At 38.3% G+C, this 26,801-nt stretch carries 24 protein-coding genes; 6 read left to right on the forward strand and 18 right to left on the reverse strand.

The features are described 5' to 3' along the window. Window positions 1–63: 63 nt before the first annotated feature. Entirely contained in the window at window positions 64–2,946 is a 2,883-nt protein-coding gene (locus LKD20_RS00955) for an ATP-binding protein (RefSeq protein WP_227720512.1), read from the reverse strand. Beyond that, a complete protein-coding gene (locus tag LKD20_RS00960; protein ID WP_227720514.1) occupies window positions 2,936–4,207 on the reverse strand; it encodes a metallophosphoesterase family protein in 1,272 nt (423 codons plus the stop codon). The genes LKD20_RS00955 and LKD20_RS00960 overlap by 11 nt, the downstream gene beginning before the upstream one ends. 329 nt (window positions 4,208–4,536) lie before the next feature. Here LKD20_RS00960 and bioB point away from each other — a divergent pair, with 329 nt between their 5' ends. Continuing rightward, window positions 4,537–5,565 (forward strand): biotin synthase BioB, encoded by a 1,029-nt coding sequence (bioB, locus tag LKD20_RS00965; RefSeq protein WP_227720516.1) that lies wholly within the window; start codon window positions 4,537–4,539, stop codon window positions 5,563–5,565. Between the two features lie 117 nt (window positions 5,566–5,682). On the opposite strand, the gene LKD20_RS00970 is transcribed toward bioB, so the two are convergent. Then, window positions 5,683–6,045 carry a hypothetical protein gene (locus LKD20_RS00970; RefSeq protein WP_105090068.1) on the reverse strand — a complete coding sequence of 121 codons (363 nt, stop codon included), beginning with the start codon at window positions 6,043–6,045 and terminating at the stop codon, window positions 5,683–5,685. A 444-nt stretch (window positions 6,046–6,489) separates the two neighbouring features. Next, a complete protein-coding gene (locus LKD20_RS00975) occupies window positions 6,490–7,089 on the reverse strand; it encodes a TetR/AcrR family transcriptional regulator (RefSeq protein ID WP_227720522.1) in 600 nt (199 codons plus the stop codon). A 161-nt stretch (window positions 7,090–7,250) separates the two neighbouring features. Between LKD20_RS00975 and LKD20_RS00980 the strand changes: the two genes are divergently transcribed. Continuing rightward, window positions 7,251–8,036 carry an MBL fold metallo-hydrolase gene (locus tag LKD20_RS00980; protein ID WP_105094603.1) on the forward strand — a complete coding sequence of 262 codons (786 nt, stop codon included), beginning with the start codon at window positions 7,251–7,253 and terminating at the stop codon, window positions 8,034–8,036. 169 nt (window positions 8,037–8,205) lie between these two features. Here the strand turns inward: LKD20_RS00980 and cooS are convergent, their stop codons facing one another. From cooS to LKD20_RS01010, 6 genes are all read right to left on the reverse strand, one after another. Further along, window positions 8,206–10,374: an anaerobic carbon-monoxide dehydrogenase catalytic subunit gene (gene cooS / locus LKD20_RS00985; RefSeq protein WP_105094602.1), complete on the reverse strand. Its 2,169-nt coding sequence runs from the start codon at window positions 10,372–10,374 to the stop codon at window positions 8,206–8,208. Window positions 10,375–10,782: 408 nt separating this feature from the next. Next, window positions 10,783–11,688, reverse strand: a complete 906-nt coding sequence (locus tag LKD20_RS00990; RefSeq protein WP_227720524.1) for a LysR family transcriptional regulator — start codon at window positions 11,686–11,688, stop codon at window positions 10,783–10,785. 136 nt (window positions 11,689–11,824) lie between these two features. After that, on the reverse strand, window positions 11,825–13,453 hold the full coding sequence (locus LKD20_RS00995; RefSeq protein ID WP_227720526.1) for a phosphoenolpyruvate carboxykinase (ATP): 1,629 nt from the start codon (window positions 13,451–13,453) through the stop codon (window positions 11,825–11,827). A 344-nt stretch (window positions 13,454–13,797) separates the two neighbouring features. After that, on the reverse strand, window positions 13,798–15,411 hold the full coding sequence (locus LKD20_RS01000) for a PAS domain-containing protein (RefSeq protein WP_227720529.1): 1,614 nt from the start codon (window positions 15,409–15,411) through the stop codon (window positions 13,798–13,800). A gap of 223 nt (window positions 15,412–15,634) precedes the next feature. After that, window positions 15,635–15,982 carry an energy transducer TonB gene (locus tag LKD20_RS01005; protein WP_227720531.1) on the reverse strand — a complete coding sequence of 116 codons (348 nt, stop codon included), beginning with the start codon at window positions 15,980–15,982 and terminating at the stop codon, window positions 15,635–15,637. A gap of 10 nt (window positions 15,983–15,992) precedes the next feature. Beyond that, complete coding sequence (locus LKD20_RS01010; RefSeq protein ID WP_227720534.1) at window positions 15,993–16,370, reverse strand: energy transducer TonB; 378 nt, start codon at window positions 16,368–16,370, stop codon at window positions 15,993–15,995. 430 nt (window positions 16,371–16,800) lie between these two features. Between LKD20_RS01010 and LKD20_RS01015 the strand changes: the two genes are divergently transcribed. The 4 genes from LKD20_RS01015 to LKD20_RS01030 are packed head-to-tail and all read left to right on the forward strand — an operon-like array spanning window position 16,801 to window position 20,442. Further along, window positions 16,801–17,742, forward strand: coding sequence for a metal ABC transporter solute-binding protein, Zn/Mn family (locus LKD20_RS01015; RefSeq protein ID WP_227720536.1), 942 nt, complete (start codon window positions 16,801–16,803; stop codon window positions 17,740–17,742). Window positions 17,743–17,753: 11 nt separating this feature from the next. Beyond that, window positions 17,754–18,485 (forward strand): metal ABC transporter ATP-binding protein, encoded by a 732-nt coding sequence (locus tag LKD20_RS01020; RefSeq protein WP_227720538.1) that lies wholly within the window; start codon window positions 17,754–17,756, stop codon window positions 18,483–18,485. Continuing rightward, entirely contained in the window at window positions 18,482–19,345 is an 864-nt protein-coding gene (locus LKD20_RS01025) for a metal ABC transporter permease (RefSeq protein ID WP_005378254.1), read from the forward strand. The genes LKD20_RS01020 and LKD20_RS01025 overlap by 4 nt, the downstream gene beginning before the upstream one ends. Then, on the forward strand, window positions 19,342–20,442 hold the full coding sequence (locus LKD20_RS01030) for a metal ABC transporter permease (RefSeq protein WP_227720540.1): 1,101 nt from the start codon (window positions 19,342–19,344) through the stop codon (window positions 20,440–20,442). The genes LKD20_RS01025 and LKD20_RS01030 overlap by 4 nt, the downstream gene beginning before the upstream one ends. Before the next feature lie 83 nt (window positions 20,443–20,525). Here the strand turns inward: LKD20_RS01030 and LKD20_RS01035 are convergent, their stop codons facing one another. The 8 genes from LKD20_RS01035 to LKD20_RS01070 form a co-directional block, all read right to left on the reverse strand. Beyond that, entirely contained in the window at window positions 20,526–21,014 is a 489-nt protein-coding gene (locus tag LKD20_RS01035; RefSeq protein ID WP_227720547.1) for a GNAT family N-acetyltransferase, read from the reverse strand. A gap of 134 nt (window positions 21,015–21,148) precedes the next feature. Then, complete coding sequence (locus tag LKD20_RS01040) at window positions 21,149–21,568, reverse strand: GNAT family N-acetyltransferase (RefSeq protein ID WP_227720549.1); 420 nt, start codon at window positions 21,566–21,568, stop codon at window positions 21,149–21,151. Window positions 21,569–21,684: 116 nt separating this feature from the next. Next, window positions 21,685–22,149: a GNAT family N-acetyltransferase gene (locus LKD20_RS01045; protein WP_227720552.1), complete on the reverse strand. Its 465-nt coding sequence runs from the start codon at window positions 22,147–22,149 to the stop codon at window positions 21,685–21,687. Window positions 22,150–22,179: 30 nt separating this feature from the next. Then, window positions 22,180–22,503, reverse strand: a complete 324-nt coding sequence (locus LKD20_RS01050) for a hypothetical protein (protein ID WP_227720554.1) — start codon at window positions 22,501–22,503, stop codon at window positions 22,180–22,182. An 8-nt stretch (window positions 22,504–22,511) separates the two neighbouring features. Next, window positions 22,512–22,922: a hypothetical protein gene (locus tag LKD20_RS01055; RefSeq protein WP_227720557.1), complete on the reverse strand. Its 411-nt coding sequence runs from the start codon at window positions 22,920–22,922 to the stop codon at window positions 22,512–22,514. A gap of 255 nt (window positions 22,923–23,177) precedes the next feature. Further along, a complete protein-coding gene (locus tag LKD20_RS01060; protein ID WP_227720559.1) occupies window positions 23,178–23,687 on the reverse strand; it encodes a hypothetical protein in 510 nt (169 codons plus the stop codon). A 119-nt stretch (window positions 23,688–23,806) separates the two neighbouring features. Next, a complete protein-coding gene (locus LKD20_RS01065; protein ID WP_227720560.1) occupies window positions 23,807–24,757 on the reverse strand; it encodes a DUF3644 domain-containing protein in 951 nt (316 codons plus the stop codon). Between the two features lie 171 nt (window positions 24,758–24,928). Beyond that, window positions 24,929–26,674: a DUF262 domain-containing protein gene (locus tag LKD20_RS01070; RefSeq protein ID WP_227720562.1), complete on the reverse strand. Its 1,746-nt coding sequence runs from the start codon at window positions 26,672–26,674 to the stop codon at window positions 24,929–24,931. Between the last annotated feature and the right edge of the window lie 127 nt (window positions 26,675–26,801).

A 26,801-nucleotide genomic window follows, 5' to 3' on the forward strand; every position in this document is an offset into this window, starting at 1 on the left:
ATCATTTGTAACGTTATCATTACTATTCCCTGTGAAAGCTATTTACCTTCACAGGGGTTACATTTAATTGCGACTTAATCTATGGCAATCAATACCTGTAACGGATTGAGCCATATCAAATACAGAGCGTTGGCATGTAAACAACCAGATTTGTTGGTTCTTGCCTATTTCTGCTAATAATTCTAACGCACTACGTTGACGGTTTTCATCAAAGCGCACAAGAATATCGTCTAAGATAATTGGCAAGGATTCAACTTGGTAAGAGAATACCTTAGCTAATGCTAGGCGCAATGCCAAGTAGACTTGATCGGCTAAGCCACTAGACCAGAACTTAAGTTCTAAGCGTTCTCCATTACCATTAACCAGTGCTACGCCTTCGTTGACCCCGAAGACATCAAAGGTATAAATACCGCCAGTCAAACGTTCTATATAAGAAGATGCAAGCTCTAACATATGAGGCTGTTTTTCTTGCTCATAGGACTGTTGAGCCTTATCCATGCAGTGGCTCATCAACACTTGAGTAGCCCAATCTTCAAGAGCAGATTCCAGCTCATTTTGTAACGCTTCACGCTCTTGAAGCATTTGGTGTTGCTCTTGGTCAGAACCTAGGGCACGCATAGACTCCACAATTTGACCACGGCGCTCATATAATATTGCCAACTTGTCTTCAATGGAAGCTATTTCTCGTTCAGAATGAGCTAACTCATCTAACCAATTATCCTTATTACCTTCACGCAAGCGGCGATAGAATAAATCTTTATTCTCCGCATCAGGTGCTAGTAAGTCTAACTGAACCTGACTTTGTTTGTAAATGGTTTGCCATTGCTTGTATTGATCTTCATCAATAAGATGTTGACGATATTCGTTGGAGCTTTCCATACCAGCCTTGTGCAATAGCTCTTGTTGACGAAGTAGCAATTCTTTTTCTTTGCGGTGCCAATTATCGTATTCATTGCGGAAGCTTTTGCGTTGTGCCTCCTTTTGTTCCCATACAATTTTATTTTGTTGGAAGTTTTTATATTGGTTATAAATACGTTTTAACTCTGTAGGAGATACAGGGGCCTCAACACCAAGGTTATACCACAAGGTCATGGCTTGGTCTTCAATAACTCGTAAGCCTTCTTTATGCTCTGCTAAGCGCTTTTCATAACCTTCAATAGTACGTAACTGTTCATGATACTGATCGTACTCTTGTTTGAGCCCGAAGAAATCATCTTCGTTAAGGCTCTTCGCCGCACCTTGAGGCAACCAACTCTGCCATGCTGCAAGGGCTTCATCATAAATAGCTTGCAACGTATGACCTTCTTGGATCCAACGATCAAGATGCGCTGCACCCTCTATGGATGGAATTGGGCTCACCACAGGTGTTGCGGCTTTCACAAGTGCCTCTAACTGATGTTCTTCATCGGATTTACGAGATGACAAGATTTGTAACTCATAATTCAGTTTAGATACATCAGAATTACCATTATGACGTCGCCATGTAGCATACCAGAACAATGCCATAGATAGGATTAACAGTATAAAGCCGCCAATCGTATAAAGTACAGACTCTAATACTAATAAGCCTGCTAATACGAGTAAAACGCCAATCACTGCAGCTACGCCACTAATGCGTTGTAACCACTTTGGCAAATTGGTCGGTTGTGCATCAGGACCATAGCTATCCCGTTTTTCTGTAACCCGATCTATATCCATCAAGATAAGCTCTAGTTCACGTTCGAGATGCTCTTTTTTCGCCAAATCCTCTTCGCTGTAATTTGGTAATGATGCTCCGTCGAGATTGGCTACTGGCAAATCATCGGATGCCTCAGCAGGCTTGCGATCTTGCCAATGTAATAATTGATTTTTAGCAGTGCGCAAGCGACTTGCTAAGCGCTCTCCTTCAAACCAATTCACATCATCAGCCATCGGCTCATCATCACGCCACGCAGAATGCATAGAACGAGAAAACTCTAATTGTTCTCGTACCTTAAAGATATACGCATCCCCTTCTTCACACTCCCGGCGCAATTGTTCCCACTTGGCGCCTTGTTGAATAAGGTCTTCAATATCTTGACCATATGTGCCAAATGGACTATCCGGGCTAAAGTTAGCTGGCATCAAGGCCGCTTCCTTTTCCTGCCACAACTGCATATTGTCTCGAGCTCGTTTGATTTCCTCATCGATGCGAAGGAACTCATCACGACTCAAGGCAAGCTCACTATTGTACTGTTGCATATGCATACGCGCTTCTTCGCTACGGCGATACGTATCCCATGCGCGCAATACGACGTCTATACCATCGCGGTATTCCTTCCACTCTTGCAACTGACCTTGTAATTCTGCTTCAGTCTGTTCCGTACTGTGGAAGGCCTTTTGCAGTTCTACATATTGCGCTTCATGCTCAGCTAAATGGCTTAACTTTTGGCGATTTTCCTTAAGCTCATCCATCAACACGTTGATGCGGCGTTTACCATTGGAGGACGCTACCAATAAATCAGTAGCTCCTTTTTCAACGTCTTTTACAACAGAGCCCAAGTGTTCCCCACCTTCAGCACCGAAGAAGCGGGATCGAATCTCTACCTCTTGCAACACATCGAGGCCTTGTAAATCATCAAGGGTTAATCCGAAAATGCGGTTATATGTTTTTTTATCGATACCATGCCACCAATGTTGAGCAGGCTCTTCATGAATGGCAGGATGTCCAGGACTGTAAAAGTCTAATTGTTTACCCTTACGACCGATGTAGTAGCTTTCACCATTACGCTCCACATCGAGGGCACCCGTCATAGGACCATAAGCCTTATGCGTACCGCCGAATAAAAGGGTGCGCATCCCTTCAAGAAGAGATGTTTTACCACTTTCATTAGGACCATACATGAGCTGAACCCCATGATCACCGGTAGTGAAAGACCAGTCGCGATACGGGCCAAATTCATCAAATCGTATGCGTTTAATGTTCATCGTTAGCCCCCATCAATACAGTAACACCTTCAATTTCACAGCGCTTCAAGGCACGCAATAATAACTCATCACTCAACAAATCGGCATATACACCTAAGCGTTTAAATTCAGGACGTTCTGCCAAAATTTGACGTGCCGTCTGTACTGCATTACCATCAACCATATCGTCATAGGCGCGCAAATAATCGCCTACCACATCAGATAACAATCTACGCTCCGCTAAATTGATACTAGGACGCGTATTACACATCACGCGGTATGGCATAACGAATATAGATTTACTCTTCTCTTCGCTTTGAGACTCTTGCAACCATAATTTACGCACACCTTCTTGTGTACATAAACGATGCAATGGCCCTGTGCCTACGAGAACAATAGAAAGCAAGATGTTCTTCTTATACTGTTTACGCAAATTCTCTTTTTTATGGCGTAAAATTTCTAAGAATTCTGCTTCAGTTTTCATGCCCGCAATATCAATTTTGATTTCTTCAAAACGGATAGCACTGGTTTCAATAAATCGAGGTTCACAATGACCATTATGGGATACAGAAACAAGATAGCACCCCTTAGGGCCTATTTCTTTGCGGTGTAAACCTTGAGGATTACCAGCATATACAACGAGAGGTTCCTCGCTAAGAACTTGAGATTTATGAATATGTCCTAACGCCCAATAGTCCATGGCTGCTTCTGCTAGGTCTGTTAAACTACACGGACCAGTTACATTATGATTTTCAGATCCCGCACTAGAACCAACTGTACCATGCATAACTGCAAGAGAAAACTCATCACGTTCAAAGGCACGATATTGACGCGCATAATTATCGCTTTCATTACCATGGCCACAACTAATACCGTAAACACCACCAATTTCAATATTGTTAACAATCAATGGAAAACGTTGTACTTGTTCACTAGAGAATACATGTACATTGTCAGGCATCTGTAATTGAGCCTTCCAGCTTTCAGCAGGGTCATGATTACCTTGCACCATATAAACTGCAATGCGATGCTCTGCCAAGCGATACATGGCACGTACAAAGCGCACTTGAGCCTCTAAATTATGGTCTTCGCTATTATAAATATCACCAGCTATGACAACAGCATGAACATGCTCATCGATAGCAGTGTCAATAATTGTATCAAAGGCTACATAGGTAGCTTCGCTCACGGCGCGATCAACGGCGCGGCTAATACCTGTAGCATATTGGAAGGGTGCCCCTAAATGCAGGTCACCACAGTGTATAAATCGAAATGGCTGCATCTATATCCACTCCTTATATTAATACTTTTATTATAGTTATATATAGTAATTACAATACTCTATTATACTACAAAACCCTAAAGATTACTTAAAAATAACTATCAATTAAAACCTTAACATAGATTTAACACCTTAATATATATAGTAAAATATAGCCTCTAAAATTAGTTGTAAGTCATATAATTCCTCTGTATTAAAAGCGCTCTAAAAACTACATACATATTTTTGTTAACTCAAAAATACATTAAGTTGACAATTTATGCACTAACGTTTACAATCAAATTGTCAATATTTTATATTTTTATTAAGTTAACAATTAGGAGGCTATTATGGCTTTGCCTACAGATCAACAACCATCCCAGGTGGGAACATACGAAAAAATCCTTACTATAGCAAATCGTATTATGCATGGTGGTGAAATTACAAAAGAAGAAGCAATTGAGTTAATTCATACATCTGATGATGATACGATGATTCTGCTCGCTATGGCAGATAAAATTCGTCAACATTTCAATGACAACTCTGTAGATGTATGCGCCATTGTAAATGCACGATCTGGCAAATGTCCTGAAAACTGTAAATTCTGTGCTCAATCTGCACATCACGAAACAGGCGTTCAAGTATATCCGTTCATGGATGATGAAAGCATCCTCGATGCGGCTCGCAAAGCTAAAGAGGCAGGCGCTATTCGCTTCTCCATCGTAACAAGTGGTCGTAATACTAATAACCCAAACGAATTCGATCAAATCATTCGCGTATTAGGCCGCATTAAAGATGAAGTAGGCCTCGAAATTTGCTGTTCTCTTGGTTTGTTAACTTATGAACAAGCTCTCAAATTGAAAGAAGTGGGTGTAACTCGATACCACTCCAATATCGAAACAGCACCTAGTCACTTCCCAGATATTTGTACAACCCATTCCTACGAAGATAAAATGTCTACCATCGACAACGCTCAAAAAGCAGGCATTCGCGTTTGCTCTGGCGGCATCCTTGGACTCAACGAGACATTAGAACAACGCGTAGAAATGGCATTTGAGCTTAAACGCTTACATATTGACTCTGTACCACTCAACATTTTGAATCCTGTTAAAGGTACGCCATTTGAAAGCAATAAAGCATTACGTCCATTAGATATTTTACGTACCTTCGCTGTATTCCGTTTCATCTTGCCAAATGCATTGATTCGTACAGCTGGTGGTCGTGAAGTAAATCTTCGTGACTTACAAGCTTATGCTTTAAAAGGTGGCCTTAACGGTATCATGGTTGGTGGCTACTTAACAACTGGCGGTCGCTCTCCACAAGACGATCTCCAAATGATTCAAGACTTGGAATTAAGCCGCAACTCTGCCCAAGTTTAAATTTCTGTATATACCATTCTCCTTTGAGGATGTTGTATATAAAAAATATTCCTAAGATTTATAAATTTTTTACACATATAAAAAGAACCATCTAGTTTGCTGTGCTAGATGGTTCTTTTATTGCCATAATAAATTATAAATGGCTTGACCATTTGTATTACCTTCAATAGGTTCAGGGTTTTCATTGAACTCTACATTTTCATAGGGTGTACCGTCTGCCATGTATGCATCTACCTTTAATGTTTCCATGGTACGGTTATATCTACTTATATACACTTTATATCGCAATTCGTCGCCACCCAGTTCATTGACCCGCAGCCACAAAAGCGCATCATAATCACTTTTTTGAACACTGTCGTTGTCAATAAATAATTGGTTTCCTGATGCATCTGGTCCAACATAGTACCAGTCCGTTGCGTTAGCAGTCCCCCCTATACTGAGTAGCCACAAAAGGGACAATATGGTAAATATTTTCCTCATATGACTGCTCCTCTCATGCTATAGAGCTGTATACTTTATAAAACTCTAATAGCCATTAAACCTTTATAAAATATACAACTTCTCCTTTATATATAATACCAAAATTGTCCCATATTTATCAACAATAATTAAACTTAATTATTATCTTTTTTAGAATTTCAAGAAATTAAAAGAAATTTCTTAAAAAATTTCATTTTCAACTCATTTTTTGTTCTTATAATGACAATGTCAAATGATAAATAGAGGTAACAATTCCCTGGTTACCATACGTGTATTTATCTCCCGACAAGTATTACTAACCCCAAACCTACTACTTGTTTAAATACATGGTTCATTTGATATTAATACTAACACTCCCCTTACATGAAAAAAGGACTCCAGTTGGAGTCCTTTTTTCGTTGTATAAAACTTTAATGAATCTCAAAATATAAACGTGTATAAATTCTATTTACTTTGTAATCCACGATAAACTAGTTCAAAAATAATTTTCAGAGCTTCTAACCACTCATCGCTCTGAGACCACTTATATTGTTTATTAACAGCATATAGACCGTGTACTAAAAATATAAAAATAGATACCCCCACATCAAACGAAACGCCAAGAGATTCTGCCATAACGAGCCCTTGCCGATCTTTTTCACGTCCTATAATGCGTTGTAATACATATTCTGAAATTTGTTCATCTAAAAATAAAGGTAAATACTTTTTATGTCGTATAATACGCTGACATAAAGGCAATCTATCAAAAATAGAATCGTATGCTTCTCTCAACGAAACAGAATTAGAAGCAGCTGATAAGGTGTTAGCTATGGTTTGTAAATTGTTGTTATCTACCATTCCTGGCTTTGAATAAGCGATTGCATCATCCACTAAATCATCAACAATTTCCATGATATTACTATAGTGTAAATAAAAAGTAGAACGAGTTATACCCGAAGCTTTACACAACGATGTTACTGTTACAGACTCAAAAGAATTGTTTGCTAAACAACTAAGCAAGCCTTCTTTTAACAACATACGTGTCATTTCTTTTCGAGTTATCATATAACCTCCAATATAGACACTTTTATACAATGTGTCTATTAATAAACATAGTGTTAATTATTGTTGAGACTAGTATAACAAAACAAGGTATACTAGTTCTAGAGATTACAAATAATAATCTATTCAATTAAATCGACAATAATTTAATTAAGGAGATAACTATGACACAATATACTCACATTCGAAATGCTACAGGAAAATTAACAATAAAAAATACAACATTCCTTATTGATCCATTTTTAGCACCAAAAGATACTTATCCTGGTTTTGAAGGAACATTTAACTATCAACAAAGAATGCCTATGGTTGATTTACCTCTATCAATGGACAATCTATTAAGCAATGTAACTGCAGTGGTAGTTACACACACACATCTCGACCATTGGGATGAAACGGCAATTAATGCTATTCCAAAATCACTTCCTATTTTTGTACAAAATACAGCGGACAAAGAACTTATTACTTCACAAGGCTTTAACGATGTACGCATCATTTTTGAAAGTCTGGAGTTTAATGGTATCACATTAAGAAAAACAGGTGGCTCCCACGGCACGGTAGAAATGTATGCAAATCCAGTTCTCGCACCATTAGCAGGCGATGCGATGGGCGTTATTTTTGAAGCAGCAGACGAACCAACTGTATACCTTGTAGGCGATACAGTTTGGACAAGTGATGTAGAGAAGGCCCTCCTTCGCTTCGACCCTAACGTTATTATTATGAACACTGGATATGCTCAAGTTTTAGGCTTTGAAGATAGTATTATTATGGGTACAAAAGATATTGGCCGCATGGTGGTACGCAAACCAGAGGCAAAAATCATTGCGGTTCACATGGATACAGTTAATCACACAGCAACAAGCCGTGAGGATGTGCGCAAATTTATCAAAGGCAACAACATTGAAAGCCATGTAGCAGTGCCTGAAGATGGTGAAACCATCACACTTTAGTAGGTCTAAAACAATTAGTACATTATACTACGGCTAATACAAGACTAGTAAAAAATCTATCCATAAACAATAAAAAACACCCTCTTAATTCTAATAGTCATAATAACTATAAGATCTATAGAGGGTGTTTTTGTACTTAACTACAAATTATAATCTATCAAAAGATAAACTATTTTACTTCAGCCCAACCTAAAGCAGCACGTTTAGCATCGATATCAGCTAAGATTTTTTCAGCTACTTTAGCAGGATCAGTATTTACATACATAACAGAACCTAAAATATCCTTAGTGTCTTCTTTAAGCCATTTTGTAACAGCATCAGAACCTTGTGTAGGTGGCTCAACGCAGTGGTAAGAGTTGATACCCATCAAGCGGAAGCCAAGGGATGCATCGATACCTTTTTCGTTAGACCATTCAGGGCTAGACATTGCAAATGGCATTTGTGGCAAGTTAAGGCCTAATTCACCTGCAATACCAGCGAAAATACCAGAGGAACGTGCATTATCTACACATTCGCCAACATGCCATACTGGTGGTTGATCATCGCCCAAGAACTCTTGCAATGCAGGGCTACATTTCTTAATAGCATCTGTATTACAGTAACCAAGTTTCATCAATGGGAAGGACGCACAACCATTTGTTAAGATGATACAGCCATTTTTAATAAGTGTATCAACGATATCTACAGTTGCTTTTTCGTAGATAACGCGTGGGTTGGAACAACCTACTACGTTAACGATACCACGAACTTTACCAGATTTTAAAGCCTCTGCTAATGGTTTGAAGGAACCATAATGTTTAACAGTGGATTCTGGAGAGAAACCAACTTCAGCAGTGATTTCGTATGGCGGAATGAATACAGGCATACCTTTACGCAATTCATGAGCTTCAAGAGCGCGATCCAAGATTTTGCGAGCCAATGCTTTTGTTTCAGACAAGTTAGTATGATGGTGATCGTAACCAATGTGTTCTGCACCTGGTAAACGAGCTGCATCAGATGTAGTGATAACTTTTGTGTTGAAGCAACGTGCTACGTCCATGATAGCAGGGTAAACGTCTTGAACGTCAGCTACCCAGCAATCGAGCGCGCCTGTACCAAGTACAAGTTCCGCACCGATAGCATTACACAATGGAATAACGTTTTCGTAGCGGTACATGCTGGACAAACCAGAGCAGCAGATACCGTAGAATTGGATACCTTTAGCACCGATAGCTTTTGCTTTTTCTAAGTACTCTTCAGAAGCACCAATTTTACAAATTTGGGATACTAATGTTGGCAAGTGACCATGAACAGCGATGTTAACATAACCTTTTTTCAAGGCACCGATGTTAACTTTAGATGTACGACGACCACCAAGACCGAACAAGGCATCTGTTGCGATGTCCGCTGCTACTACGCCAGTGAATGTGAAAGCAAGGCCACAACGCAAGAATTGTTTCATATTGCTTTCCCAATCGCCATCTGTACCTACGCAAGTACGATGATATGCATCAAATGCTTCATTATACGCAGAAATAGGCAAGATATCCAAGTTTTTCCATACTTCACGACGTTCAGCTGGAGCTAACGCTGTAATTGTTTTATATTCGCCAGGCAATGCACGGCTCAAATCTTCGAGCAATACATCTGCCAAGTCATTAGCCACTTCTTTTAAGGAACGGCCTTCTTCAGGGATATTGAAAGCTTTACATACAGTACGAATTTTTTCTTCACCCATAATTGGAATATCCAATTGGTCATTAGCGGCAGCTTTCAAGGAAATCAAGATTTCACGAGCATGCGCACCGTGTTGAGTCAAGCCACCTGCAGCAGCGCGTGTCATATTACGAGCTACGATAAGGTCAGCATCGGCACCGCAGACACCACGAGGGCTCTTAGGTGTAATTTTACATGGACCCATGAAACAAATACGGCAACATACGCCGGCAATACCGAATGTACATTGTGGTTGTTGTTTATCAAAACGGTCAAATACTGTATCGCAACCAATTTGCTCCATGCGAAGAATCATTTCGCGTACAGCAGGATCTGGTGTTTGTTCGATAACATCTTGTTTTGTAGGCCAAGTTTTACGATATTCTGCAACGGCTTTCATGTAGTCGTTTACGCCATGTTCATGAGGTACCCCTGGTTCATGAGTGTGTGGCACCCATTTATCCGTAGGCAACGCTTTGCCATGACTATGGTCATGGTCATGATGGTGATCATGGTCGTGATCGTGATGGTGACCGCCACAATGGCAGTGATCATGGTCATGATGATGGTCATGATCATGATGGTGATGATGTTCGCCATGGCTGTGATCATGGGTATTTTTATTTTCCACATCTTTACTCATAATAATCCTCCTAGGGGCCTACGTAGGCCAACTAATACTAATAAAAAAACATATTCTACTTTTATGCAAGTTAATTCCACCTCAACGATGGGTTTTAAATCCTATCTCCAAAATATGTTTTAAACTACTATAAGTATATTTTCTGAAAGGACATTTGTCAATTAAATTTTGAGAAATTTTTGACTCATTTATGCCTACAAACTATTGTATTAACTATATTCATCAAATTCGATAACTTCAGATTCCTTTCATAAAACCAAAAGAGGTTAATTCCTTTTATTTCAAGGAATTAACCTCTTTAATCTATACATATGTATTTGTATATCTATATATGTGTATTTGTATATCAATATATATGTTTATAAGTAACTATAGCTTATAGTATCGTAATAGCTCCATATGTATAATTTATAAAAATTGTTGCATAATCTGTGCTACTTCAGCTAGATGGAATCGCTTAGCTCTATCCGATCTGGCAACTAATACCAACTGACGGAAGCAAAGTTTTGATGCAAGAGGATAAAATTTAACCTTATCATCATCGCCCTTACTATTTAATGTGCTTGGCAAGAATGTAATACCATAGTCATCCTCTACCAAGGATCTACAAGTATCCAGATTTTCTGACCCAATAACCGCTTTAGGTACAAAGGACTCAGCCTGACACAAACGATTTACCAAGGTACGTAACTTAAGACCTTCTCTTATGAGAATAAAAGGGAAAGACCCAAATGGTGCTATCTCATGTATTCCATTCGGTGTCATGAGCGAGTCAGCAATAGCTATAGCTTTTTTATTCTCTACACTAACAGCTAATAAAATTTGCTCATCTAACACAGGATAACTTTCAAGAGCTTGCGAGTAAATTGGTGTTGGAAATAACCCTACATCTACTAAACCATCACAAATTTGTTGCTCCAAAAAATGGGACTCCCCTTCTACTACATGAAATTCCCAGGATGGCTCAATTTGTTGAAAGCTCTTCAATGTTTTTCCCAACATATGGTGACCATAGAATTGAGATAATCCAATACGCACATGATAAGCCGCATCAGACCCTTGATTAATGATCGACTGCGTTAAAGCCTCTACCTTTCCTACTAAAGGCATACCCTCTTTAGCAATTTGTAAAGCTGCAGCGGTGGGTACAACCTTTGTCCGATCTCGAGCAAATAAAGGTACACCTAATTCAGCCTCAATGCGACGAATACTTTGACTCAATGCAGGTTGAGAGATATATAGTTTTTTAGACGCCTTTGAAAATGATGCCATCTCAACGATGGTACTTATATATTTAATATCCTTTATATCCATAAAAACACCTTATAACAAAACATTATTGATTTATCATAAGTATATATTACCACAAAAGAAAGAGCCCTCCACAGGGAGGACTCTTTCTTTAAAGTTTTGAATAATCTCAAGACAGAAATTCAACTGACTCAATATATTACATTAGAGTTTTTAATACATCTAATACTTCTTGTGGCAATTCGTTTTTATGACCAATAAGTTTTTCTACATAGTCATAGCGGAACTCGAAAGCTTTGTGTAATTGGTGATGGTATTCACGCACTTGGAATGGTGGTTCAAAACCAGGAACCTCAACATAAGAGAGGTTTTCATATTTATAGAACGGTTTGAAGTCCAAAGTGCCTTCTACCAAACGTTCCAATAAATCAAGAGTTACCTCTTTAGGAATTTTATTTTCCAAGAAGAAACCTGTGTTCATGATGTAACATTGTACGCCACATTCAGAGAATAATTTTTTGTAGCTTTCATAGTCACGAACTAATGGATATGTGCGGAATGGATTTGCATATGGTTCGATAACAAGTGCATTTGGATCAACGTGAGCATCAAGTTTTTCAGCAGTAGAACGACGTGTAGCAAGAGTTGCGCCCATTGTAGATGCCAAAACAGGGTCATTAATTTTAAGGATTGGTGGCAAAGTTTTATCTTTCATAAGCCATACAATGGCATTAACTGGTTGATCTACGTAGTTTACACGATTATCTGTCCAGAATTGAGATTTAATAGCGCGACCATTGTTATTACGCACATCTTCTGCCAACACAACCTTACGGCCATCCTCATCCATAGTTACGCCAACATTTTGTAGAGTCAACAAGAATTCATTAGCAGGATGTTCCACAGGATAGTCTTGCATTTTGTCGAAATATGTAGGTTCAAGAGCAATAGAACTCAAGTCATTAGTATTGATGATATACGCATCGTCATGCAAGATAGAAATATCATAGCGACCATCGTGTTTTTCATGAGTCAATGTAGATTTACCGGAACCGGACAAGCCAAATACACCGATAGTGTAGGATTTGCCATTATCAAGGTTGTAACGTTTCATACCACCATGGCAAGCAACATAGCCGAGGCGATTTGCCAAGGACCATGCCAATGTAAGGGTCCCTTTTTTATGCTCACCGAAATAGCGCATACCAAGAATCATAGCGCAGTTATGAGCTGGGTCAAAAATAGCAAGCCCACCTGGATGACCTGGCACTACATAGTCAGGATCAGAATAGATATAAATATCGCCTTCTGGAATTTCTACACTATCATTGTAGAATTCTTTTACCGCTGCATCGAAGAACTTGAAGTTCATGATCCAGGAGTACAAAATAGATGCGTGATCTTTTGGAATCATCAAATGAGCACGAGCTGTGAATTTTTTATCAAGACCAACAATAGTTTGAGCCGCAATCCACTCTTTATTGCGGCTATCATAGACTGCATCACGTGCAATATTAGCGAGTTCAACTTCATCTATGCCTTCATCACCAATAATGCGACGAGCTTTTGCATAGCGGCCTGTAGTTTTGCCATCGTTAGTAACAAGTACCTTCGCATCTGCAGGCAAACCTTGCTCGCATGGTTTATATACAGGCATATCGAGGACGATAACACCTGGCTCTTCAGTGGCAAATTGATACGCTTGTGCCACAGATGTAATAGGCGTTACATTGTTTCCATAAAATGCAGTTTCAATAGTACTGCGCATCTTAGAAAATAATGGGTTTGTTTTAATTTCACTTTGCTTCCAAACGCGTCTTGTCGACATAGTATCCAAATCCTCACCTTTAATATATACATCATTTCTCTTGTAAAAGTAGTTTAAGATAAGAAAATACTGCCTCGGCAAATACTTTCATTATGTTTTATTGTACCCTTTTCAGACAAATTTGTATACACAAAACAGATGAATTATAGGAAATTAATGTATGTTTATTTTGAATTAGTGCAACACATCTCTAATAACAAAAATTGATAACTAATCATTCCATAACGATGCAAGCAAGGTAAACAACATATGATTCAATGTTCATAGACACTGCACAATACTAATAACAAAATAAAATGAGGCAAGGTCCTAAGACCTCACCTCTTTCATATTTAAAAGCTCAATTATTTCTTATTTTTATTAATGAATGCATCGATTTTACCAATCAAATCGTCTACATCAAAATCACCGCGTTCCGCAATCATCTTGATGGTAGCTACCTTAGCCATTACTTTTACCATTGGTGTTTTCAATTTTTCAAATTTAGGATTTAAAGAAATTAAATAATCTACCACCTCAGGACTTTGTTTAATCAAATTAGAAAGAGTTGTTTTTGCATCAATACGGAATCGACCATCTGCATCAGCTGTTAATGGTTCTTCCTCTACCTCTTCGGCAGCCTCTTGAGCCAATGATTTTTCTTTGCTACTATCGCCTACAAAGTCAGTTTTATCCCAAGTCAACAATGTACGGGATCCTTCAAGCTCACGGATATGTGTACAATCTTGCATCATTTCTAGTACACCACGGAATTTACCATTTTCATCGCGTACCGCCGTGTAGATAACATAGATAAACAAGCCCGGCTTATTGATCCAGAATTCTGCTTGGCTTTGCTCACCAGAACGGAATTTCTCTACGATTTCTTCTACTATGTGAACAGATTTTGCTGGATGACAGTTCTTAACCTCACGGCCAATAACGTTAGCACTGCGAGGGAAAATGCGATGTGGTGTGTCGCTGTAGAACTTAACAAGTTCATTTTCATCTACATAGGATAAATCCACAGGAAGATGACGGAATAACAAATTGATTTGCTCCAATGTCAATTTGCCAGTGGCTACATCTAGAACAGCATCCTTATTTACAGCTGCACCGCCTACAGGGCCAACATATTTGGATAATAGTCCTGCCAAATCGTTTAGGAACTCATTAGATACACCGTTTTGACCGGAGTTATTTGTATTTAGTTGCGCCGCAGAATCATTGATGCCTGGCACCACATATAAACCTGGCGGATCAATGATAGCATAACCAATTTCATGATCATTCTTGCTCATGCGCACAAACTCTTCATCGCTTAACAATTTATAAGATGTGGGCAATAGTACTTCTAACTCTTTGGAGTTCAAATCGCGTAACTTCTCTAACGTTTCTGGTACAGATGCTAAGAATTCGTCGTATTTATCCTCCCGTAGCAAAGCATAAGACGCAGAGATAGCATCGCGCACGCCGTCATCAAAGGTCCACATAATACGTGTGGGACGGTCAAAACCATGATCTTCTAGCATTGGATACAGTTGATTTTGCTTACGAGACAGATGCGTTCTCCATTGCGCTAAAGAATCAAAGATACCGAGCCAAGGGTTCTTAATAAACTTCTCTTGCTTCAATAGTTCATCTGCTTCAAGCGCCACCTTTTCAACAGCATTGATTTCTTCTAAGTACACCCACAATGGATGATTTTCAGGATACTCATTTTTTGCGCGAACTAATACGCCATCAAACAAGTTCAATAAATCATCCATCTTATCTAGGATTTCTTCATCCTTGTATACACCTTTTAAACTTTGCTCTGCATATGCAAACTCATCAGGCGTACAAGTACCTAGTTTTTCTTTCAAAATGCGATTGCCCTCTTCTAAGGACAATTTGCCGTCTAAATAATCTTCTTTAACGGACACAATAATTCTGTAACGTTCATTGTTAATATCTAGCTTTTGTTTTAATGGATTCATATCTATATACCTCCAAGGGTCAAAGACTATTAGTATATACAATATATTATTACTATATTAAATATATTTTTATTATATTCATTTTGAAAGTAATTTTCAGTTGCTGTAGATACATTTCCCAAAATAATTGAGCCACAAAATACTTTCACCCAATATAATTAAACCCTTAAGTACTTTCACCAGCACACAAAAAGGCACCCATACAATATATGAGTGCCTTCTATTAATTTCTAAAATCAATATATTCAGTTTTAGAAGATGCCACTGGATTCCCATTAGAATCAGTGGCAGGATTAAATCGCCATGTAGAGATTTTTTCTACAAGTGCTTCGTCAAGAGCAGTGATTCCACTGGACTTTACGACTTCTATATCTCCTACAGAGCCATCTTCATTAATGGTAAAACGCACATCAGCACTATGAGCTGCGCCACCATAACCAGCAATATTAATTTGATCTAAGGACGGTGTAGATATCGCTACAGGAAGTTGAAATGGAGCTGCCAACACAGAAGCTATCATACTAATTACAAACAACGCACTCAACAAAGTACAACGCAATACTTTATTCATCATATTCTCCTTATTTAGCTGTTACAGCTTGTTTAGGTAGAGTAATTGTCATCCCAATAATAGATTCATGAGCTTTTTGATCCACCCCAATAGCAGGTGTGAATTTCCACTGCATGATTGCTTTTTTTACGGCTTCATCAACTGGAGCATAACCAGAGGAACGTTCTACAAATACATTTTTGACATTCCCTTTTTTATCAATCAAGAAGCGTACACGCATATTAGGTGCGACCGTAGCTGTTTGAGGAATCTCAGGCAACTCAGGTTTTACAATTTCCACTTCTCGTGGAGATTCTAAGAACTTAGCCGCATCAGCCGTATAATTACCTAATACGCCAAAAGATGCAACAAGTAAAGCCGCCGCAGTGAATCGAAATACTTTATTCATAATAAGCCTCCTTATTAACTCGTATCTATGCATAATATCATACTAAATAAAGATGAATATTTAAAGAGCATTTTCTTGTTGATAATTTTTCTCATTTATGATATATTGAACACAAGATAACTGATCGGACTTACATATCAGGTAGATATGACAAAAAATTACACAAAGGAGGTTCATCATGAGACGTAGAAAGCGTATTCAAATGAAGGTCATGATGGTACTTGGTATCGTTGCCCTCGTTGGGCCAAACCATCTACAATCTCTCATCCACTAAATGATCGTGACCCTAGCAGAAGAACGTATAACTGCCAATAGCCGCTACGTTAGTAGCGGCTATTTTTCTGTTTAAATCGGGGTAGATTACATCATTTTTGTATTAACAAGATAACTAAAGTTTTTAAATTCACTAACTATAAAAAGGAGGTTTATTATGAAATTCAATCGAGTCGTATTAGTCGTTATATCATTAGTACTTATGTTATTAGCCCTTGCAGGCTGTGGTAAAGACACCGCTCCAGATAGTCAGAAAAAATTAAACGTCGTTGCCACAACGACAATGTTAACGGATTTAGTAAAAGAAATTGGCGGAGACCATGTATCTGTACAAGGTCTCATGGGCCCAGGCGTAGACCCGCACCTCTACCAAGCTAGCGCCGGCGATGTAACCACTATGTCTAAGGCAGATGTTGTGGTATACAACGGCATTCACTTAGAAGGTAAGATGGGTTCCATTTTCGACAATTTAACAAAACAAAATAAAGCAACCATCCGCGTATCCGACGCTATTGATCCAGCTACTCTACTCGACTTTGACGAAGAAGATGGCGTAAAAACAAAAGATCCTCACATTTGGTTCGATGTAGCTAACTGGAAACTTGCTGCCAAAGCTGTATATGAAGGTCTTGCGAAAGCAGATCCAGCTCATAAAGAAGATTTCAAAAAACGATATGATGCATATCTTACAAAATTAGATGAAACTGATGCGTATATCAAAGCACAAGCAGAATCTATTCCAAAAGAATCCCGCGTACTTGTAACAGCTCACGATGCATTCCAATACTTTGCTCGCGCTTATGGCTTTGAAGTAAAAGGTTTGCAAGGTGTAAGTACTGCTACAGAGGCAGGCACGCAAGATGTAAATGAACTTGTTCAATTCATCGTAGATCACAAGATAAAAGCTATCTTCGTAGAATCTTCTGTACCACACAAAACAATTGAAGCCGTTCAAGAAGCAGCTAAGGCTAAAGGTTGGAATGTTGATATCGGTGGCGAATTATACTCTGATTCCCTCGGCTCTGAAGGTACTGAAGGTGGCACATATATTGGCATGGTAAAAGCTAATATCGATACAATTGTTAAAGCACTTAAATAAAGGAGGTCTCTATGGAATGGGCCGTTGAAGTTGAAGATATGACCGTAGCCTATACGACAAAACCCGTATTATGGGACGTAGATATGAAGGTACCCATCGGTTCCTTAGCGGCTATCGTCGGCCCTAATGGAGCTGGTAAATCTACATTATTAAAGGCCATGTTAGGCCTATTAACAGTTATCTCAGGTAGTGTTAAGTTTTATATCGACCACCACCTTGCAATGGACAAAAAGGATTACAAGAAAATCGCCTATGTCCCTCAAAGCGGCAGCGTAGACTGGGACTTTCCTACTACCGTATTAGACGTTGTCCTTATGGGCCGCTATGGTCATCTAGGTTGGTTCAAACGACCAAGTAAAAAGGATAAGGAGCTCGCCCTCTCCATGATTGAAAAAATGGGCATGAGCGACTACGTAAATAGACAAATCCGTCAACTTTCAGGGGGCCAACAACAGCGTGTATTCCTCGCGAGAGCCCTCGTACAAGAGGCAGATATTTACCTCATGGACGAGCCCTTCAAGGGCGTCGACAAAACGACGGAGCACGCTATTATTTCTCTATTACAAGAAATGAAAGCGCGGGGCAAAACGGTTATCGTCGTACACCACGATTTAAATACGGTGCCTCAGTATTTCGACTGGGTAACGATGGTCAATAAGCAAACTATTGCCTATGGCCCCGTAGTAGATACCTTTACTGAAGAAGCCATCGAGCGCACCTACGGCAAGGGGAGGATTGTATGACTATACTCCAATCCTACACGACGCAGATGGTGTTGCTCGGCACAGCGCTCTTAGGCCTTGCCAGTGGTATTGCAGGCACCTTTGCAGTACTACGCAAGGAAAGCCTCATTGGTGATGGCCTCTCCCACGCGGCACTGCCTGGTGTAGTCATCGCGTTCTTGCTGACCGGTATAAAAGACATTGAAGTACTGATTATAGGTGCTGCCCTGTCCTCTATCACTGCGGCGTGGCTCATTACCATCACCGTAGAAAACAGTAAAATCAAATTCGATGGCGCTTTGGCTACTATACTATCTGCTTTCTTTGGTCTTGGTATGGTTCTACTCACCTACCTTCAAAGTCTAAACAATGCAGGTCAGGCGGGACTTTCAAAATTTATATTTGGACAGGCCGCCACCATATTAGCTCGCGATGTGTACATTACATCGGCGGCAGCGCTCATTATTATCGTTTTAACAGCCTTATTTTGGAAAGAGCTAAAGCTCATCTCTTTCGACGTAGAATATGCTAAAACATTGCAAATTCCCGTCACCTTTACACTCATTTTATATCGTTCACTATTGATCATGACCATCATCATCGGTATTCAATCAGTAGGTGCTATCTTAATCAGTTCTCTCCTCATTGCACCGGCCGTAGGGGCCCGTCAGTGGACAAACAAGTTAGGTACTATGTGTATACTAGCAGGATGTTTCGGCATGGTGTCTGCCATTGGCGGTACCCTTTGGAGTACAACAGTACAAAAACTGCCTACAGGGCCTGCAATCATCGTCATTCTGTCGGTTATCGTACTGTTGAGCCTCATATTTGCACCTAATAGAGGCATTTTGTGGCAATTCCGGAAAAGAGGTGCCCCATGACAGTACATACAGAGATTTTACTCATCGCTATTGCAGTATCCATCGCGTGCGCTATCCCTGGCGTATTCCTCGTGCTGCGCCGCATGTCCATGATGGCCGACGCCATTACGCATACCGTATTTCTGGGCATCGTGCTCGCTTTCTTTGTAACGGAAGACTTAAACTCCCCCTTACTTCTAGTAGGGGCAACCTTAGTCGGCGTAGGAACGGTATGGCTTACAGAGATGGTTCATAACACGGGCCTCGTCAACGAAGACGCATCTATCGGTATCATCTTCCCTCTCCTCTTCTCCATTGCCATCATCCTCGTCAGTCTCTATAGCGGCAACGCACACCTTGACGTAGATACGGCACTTCTAGGGGAAATCGCGTTCGCTCCATTCGACAGATGGATTGTAAACGGCACCGACTTAGGTCCTGTATCACTATGGATCTCCCTTGGGGTAGCGGTCATCAACCTCGTATTAGTTATGCTCTTCTACAAGGAATTGCAGCTATCCACCTTCGATCCACTATTAGCAGGGCTTTTCGGCTTCATGCCCGCCCTCATCCACTACGTGCTCATGACCATGGTATCCCTCACTGTGGTGGCCTCCTTCCAAGCGGTAGGTGCCATCCTCGTTATTGGCCTCATGATCGGGCCTGCGGTCATCGCTTATTTATGGACGGACTCTGTGAAAGCCATGCTCACTAGCAGTATCATCATCGGCATTATCTGTGCCGTCATCGGTACGGAAGTCGCTTTCACCCTAGACGTATCCATTGCAGGCGCTATCGCAACGACAATCGGTGTTGCTTTATTAATTGCCGTAATTTGTACGCCAAAGACTGGCTATATCGCAACCTATCTTCGTCAACGCCACTTGCGTCGTCACTATCGAGAAACGATGATGCTCTGCCACATCTACACCCATATGAATACACCTGTGGCGGCCATTGAAAACGGTATCGGAACCATTCACGAACACTTGAACTGGAAGCCAGACTATACACACCAAGCCGCATCACACCTTAAGAAGCAAGGCTTGTTATATGTAACAAATGGATACTATATGCTGACCGATAAAGGCGTGGCGCAAGTTAAAGAAATTATTTAATTAACGTTAATCAGACACCTCTAAAATACATACTTTTCCAACAAAAAGGAGCTGAAATCAATTAAAATTCAGCTCCTTTTAATCTAAAATGCAATCCGCATTTGGTACCATTTAGCTCCACCATGATCAGACTCCGATTCGCCTTCATTTACAAAACCAAACTTGGCGTAATAGTGAATCTTTTCTTCCTTACATGTCAAAATAACACCTTTACGGTTTTCCTCTCTCGCAAGGTCGATAAATGCCTCAATTAACTGACCACCTACACCGCGATTGCGGTATTCTGGCATCGTATTTAAACCAAATATCATCTGCCATGCACCGTTAGGGTTATGCAGTGAAGCATCAGCGAACATTTCATCCGTTAAGATTTCATCATTTGTTACAAATCCATCGATAAAACCAATCGGTGTATCATCGTCGAAGGCAATTAAAAATTGACCGGCATAATGGTCTAACCGTTCCTTAAAAGCCTCACGAGGTGCCGCTTCAGCAGGAGGAAAACAAGTTGCTTCTATACGTGTCACTAAATCTAAATCAGCTGTTGTCGCTTTTCGTATTAATATATCCATATCTTTCTCCATCGTATCTACATATCCGTTTTAGTATATACTGTTTATAAAACAAAGGCTACACATTCCATGAGTGATGTGTAGCCTTATATTAATAATTTTACAAATTTCCTTCAATATAGATTATCTAGCAATTATTTTTTCGTATATTTAGGCACATTACGATATTGCATCGGCAATGAATCGTCTTTAATTTTAAAACCATACTTTTCATAGAATGGAGCATTTTTACTTTCACCAATCATAACATTAATGTACAAGTAAGACTTGTAAGCATCTTTCACCATTTCTAGCAAATGACCAGCAATACCTTGGCCGTGATAATCAGGATGAACTAGCACATAATTGATGAAACACACGAGCTCACTATCATCCATGACGCGGATAAGGCCCACTAAACGGTCGCCATCCCACGCACTAATCACACGAGAGGAATTCATGAGCGCCTTGTGTAATCGATCAGGATATTTACCTACCACCCAACGAACAGACAGAAATAAATCTGCTACTTGCTGGGATGTAAAATTTCGCTCCTCAGTATATGTAATCTCCATAAAAGCTCCTCCACCAACGCTTGAGATATATGCTATCAAATAAATAGTATCAATTTAATTCTATCCAACAATTAAAGAGACTATAAAACTAAATCATCTCTATTAGGTAAGATCCTTTAATCGAGTTCCTTGCTCATGTAGATAACATCGTCCATAGGATTATGATAGTACGGTTCGCATTCAACAAAGCCATGCTTCTTATACAAATGTATCGCTGCTTGCAACGGCTCAATTGTATCTAGCACCATTTCTTTATATCCAGAAGTCTTAGCATGGTCTATGATACTTTCAATCAGACGATCCCCGAGAGCATGACCACGCCCTTCGGGACGTACATAGAGGCGTTTCATTTCACAACGGGTATCGCTATGCTGATAATACGCCACCATGCCGAGCACGACATCATTATCATCAATAGCAACCAATAATTCACCATTTGGTGCCGTATATTTTTCTGCTATATCTGCTAATTCCTTATCTAAATTCTGAAAGGACAAATCGCGACCAAGCCACTGCGTATACTCAGTAATCAACTCTTTTACTTGATCTAAATACGGTTTGCCATCAATAATTTTAATCATGTAAACTCCAACGGATATAATACTCTACAATTATTTTTCCCCATGTGGCTTATGTTGAAAGATTTCTTTTACAAGCCCTTCTCCAACAATAGCACTACCTTCCACGATAAGAAACTCCGTACCCTCTTGTAGTGCAGAATAATCTATATCTTCGTTTACCGGCAACGCATTGGCACGTATTGATTTATCAAAGATAACATCTTCACCATCAATAAAGTTTACACTTAACAGCTGATCAGAGCCCTTTATAACAAGATGAGGGCAATACTTTCCATTATTCAGATTCGGTGGAGTTCTCCTCTTCTCGGTGAAGAAAGTAACTGTACAGCAAATAGTAAAATCTAAATCGCTCATGTTACGCCTCATTCAACTACATATACCATATCACCTTTAAAGTATATGTTCATTATACAATGTATGGGATTTCCTTCGGTCCATAACCAACCTTGCAGCACAGCTCGCCCCCAGTTATAGGTCTCCGTAATGACCTCAAATTCACTTTCACTATATTCCTGCTGATACTGAGGTAACTCAATTCTTTTACCTGTGAAGGTATCTAATATTGTACTATTAAAGACGAGAATTTCTAAATCATCCATATCGCACGTCTCAAACACAACTTGAGCCTTATGAGTTTGTTCAACACCATTCTCATAAGAGAAAATGTACTCAAAAGTAAGGATCAAATTATCATCTTCATATCCTATTTTCTGGACCCTCGCATCATGGAGAGAATATTTGGGATACTCGCCAAAAGATTTTGTGGTTTTCATAGTTCCTCAGTTTCACGATCTAACATCTAAAACATAATATTTATTAGTCTAAAATCAGTATACCAGTTTTTTCATACAACATAAAAGCCAATAGATTGTGTAATCTATTGGCTTAATTATTAAACTAGTCACTAACACTTTCCTTTGGGTTCCACCAGATTATGACAGCCCGAGAGGAAATCAAGCATTTATTAAGGCAAAAGCAAGTGATTGTTGTGCCAGAGGAAACCTCCTGATTTAATATATCTAAATATCTTAGCTAAAAACCTCTTTATATAATTCTATCACTTCTTTTGCATATTTCGCAGCCCTAGGAATACGCAATCTTTTATAATAATCAGCTAATATCTCTTGATGATTCTTCAAGAGGTCAAATTCAATTATATACAAACCAATACTTGTTATAGAGTATTTTCCTATTTCAATTACAGTTGATTCGTCATCTTTAGACAGTTCTTCACCTATAGGAAATTCACCATCAGGTTGTTCCGCAATAGTATCGTCGCTATATTGCAAAAACTTTTTAGACCAAACGATAATATCCTTTCCATATTCTTCTATCATTTGCGTGTAAAACTGTACCATCTCTTTGTCTGAAAGCACCTTATAATTAAATCCTTCTAGTAAGAATTGCCTTTGTCTCAATCGATTTTTTAGTTCTTCTATTTCAACACTTTGTAAATCTTGATTAAAGTTGTCGACACCTAGTTCTTTTATAATATCTAAATATATGTCACTATCTAAAAAATCTTTCAAAGTCTCCATAGCTTTAATTCCTTAACAATATTAGCATTATCTATGATAAAGAGATCCGTATCTAGCATAGTATTTTCATAGACAAGGACTACTAATATATCCATATTGTATTTCTCAAATACACCTCATTAAGGGTCACTCCTTTGGCAATGCTCTCTAACTACATAAACCCAGTTTTCATACCAATACCACTGCTTAGCCACTTGTACTCCAAAATTATATTTTTTATTTTTAGCATCTTTTTCATGCCACAACTGTGTATGCTTATACATGGTAAACCACGAATACCCTTCATCATTCATCATCTTCACAATTTCACTAGGTAAAAACTTTTGCTTTTCAACGGCCTTTATTAATACACGCTCTACATCTTTTGAATTAATGTTTTCCGGAGAAATAAATTCTATGGCCTTGTCAGCCTGATTAGCTCTATTTACTTGCATCGGAATATATACAATTTTATATGAATAACTTAATGACCTTAATTCCTCATCATCTAATTCAGATTCAAAGGTTGAAATAAAATTTCTTATATTACTCGGAATAATATCTTCCGATGCCGACCTTAATAATGACTCCTGTTCAGGTGTTATTGGTGAAAATTGAATTGCTAAACTCAGATTATCTCTTATATTATGCTCTTCGCCAAACATTTTAACTAACTCTCTACTATAGTTTAAGGCACATGCTTGTAGTTTTGCACCAATATATTCATCAATACTATCTGTTTTCTGGTGCTCAATCTCATGTCTTATTCCTATTAAAAACCTCAAATTATTAGCGGTCCCTTTATCTAACGGAGATTGCTCTTCATTAATACATCGTTCTAATTCCCAATGTTTATATGCTCCATTTTTAGTTTTATCAAATTTTTTTCTTTGCCCTCTTTGACGATAATATCTATATTCTACCCCCTTTTTTCTATAATAAGCATGCATAAGATATGTCCAAGAAATAATTGCTGTAATAATAAACATTTCAGATTTAAATCTAATCAAAGGATTATTATAAATTTGTACCGCAGATATCATTGCTTCTTTTGATTTATCAAGCAACTCATTAGCTACTGATCTCCCCATACGAATCCTCCTTAAAATCATCTCCCCAAAACTATTTAGTATTAAATTAATTATGACATTAATCTCACTTATTAAGTTAATAGATAAGTTAAATTAACATATGGATAAAGCTTGATATTTTATTACTACCGCTCTCATAATATATTAATTTACAGGTAAGAAAAGCATATTCTAATTAAGTAATAGATCATTCTGACGAAGATAATCAATAAAGGTAGAAATAATTAGATTTTTTCGTTCTATAATATCTGTTTCTTTAAAATCATTAAAATTAGATGATAAATCAAATAATTCCTTATTTTTTGTACCTTCTCTAACTTTACCTTTATCAGTTACAAACCCCTTATAATATTTCAGTTTATCTATAAACCGATAATCTGAAGCACGAATGTTAATCGCTTTTTCAAGTAGAGCTTTATTACCTAGTGATTCTAAATTCCTTTTATCAATTAAACCATTTTCATTTTCTTGTCTTTTTTTAGCATAAATATGTTCTATCTCTACTTTTGTATCTAATAAGAACAAATCTTGTTTATCATTTGTATACATCCACCACGCAAGCATCGATTTAGTAATTGGTCTGCCATTTGTAAAAAGATAATTCTCTAATGCTAGCTTTACGTCACTTTCATCAAATTTATAATCATTAAATGACACTTTCTGGTTATTTATAATATTAATCATCTCCGGATAAACAGGTGTCCTTAATGCATTCACGCCAGGTCTCATAATTGCATAAGCCCAAATAAAGGCAATAATTTTATCAAGGAACTCACCAAATGATTTATCCTCAAGCATTCCTTTACTGTCTTTATTTTGCATAAAATACACGGAAGTTAAGTACGCCCACATACCATTTGGGGCATAATTTAAAACAGATAGATTTTTTAGAACTTTATCAGAAAAGACACTATCATCTTGTTCTGCAACATTTACCCAGAAGCTTGCTAAAACCTCTAAATTAGTTAGTGTTTCATCTTTCTTTAAAAGGCTATAGCCATCTTTCTCATAAAATTTGCGCAATGCTTCCGTTGTAGTGTTTTTAATCTTCATTTTTGCACGTTCATAATACATGTAACGTGTAAATAGTTCGTCCATAGATGAACCCGATACTGATGAGAAAATTTTGTCAGAGATTTCGTCCAATTGTTTCCATCTTTTTATAAATTCATCCTTTTTATTGTTCTCTTTATAATACTTATAGAATTGAGCTTTGAAAATATCTGTATCAGAAAGAGGTTTACCCCTATCATTTAGTGTAGAGAATATTCTAAGTGCAGTTTCTTGCGATTCAGCCTCAATTGGAAGAAGAATACAGTTATTCATAAGCCTATTTGGTAAATATGCAAAATATGTTGGATATTGTACTAAAAAAGTATTTATCTGTTCCGTAAAAAATCGATAATTCCTCGCATACTCACTTTTTTGTGAATCCTCGACTATACCTGTTTTAAGAATTGATAAAAATTCATGCTTATCATCGTCAGACGTAACTTCAGAGTCTATTTTTAATTTGTTTGTATCAGGAGTTCCGAACTCATCAGTTTTCCAGATACACTTAGATATGTCCTCTGCTGTTTTTTTGGAGTTATCATCTTTCATATTTCCAAAAAATGAATAAAAAGCTCTCAACAATAACATCAATGTTGTTAAACGTTGTTGTCCATCAATAATTTCTAGTTTATTATCACTATTTTTAAACGTAACAATAGGACCAAGAAAATATTCATCCCCCTCTGGATCAAACTTCGAGAAATCATCATCTGGAAACGCAAATAAAAATATATCATCCCACAAGGTGTGACATTCAGAAATATCCCAAGCATATGGTCTTTGATAATCTGGTATTAAAAAATCAGCACGTTTATTAGTAAACAATTCCTTTATCGTTTGTTGATCAATATTTAACTTCGACATAACAACTCTCCTTATTCCCTTTGATTAATACTATTAAACTTTCAAAACAAGTTTATTGCCCCTACCGATTTTACTTATATAGCCTATATAAACTACCTTTTACTCATAAATAATTGTATTATCCCTA

The organism is Veillonella fallax, from assembly GCF_020687175.1.
GTDB lineage: Bacteria > Bacillota > Negativicutes > Veillonellales > Veillonellaceae > Veillonella > Veillonella fallax.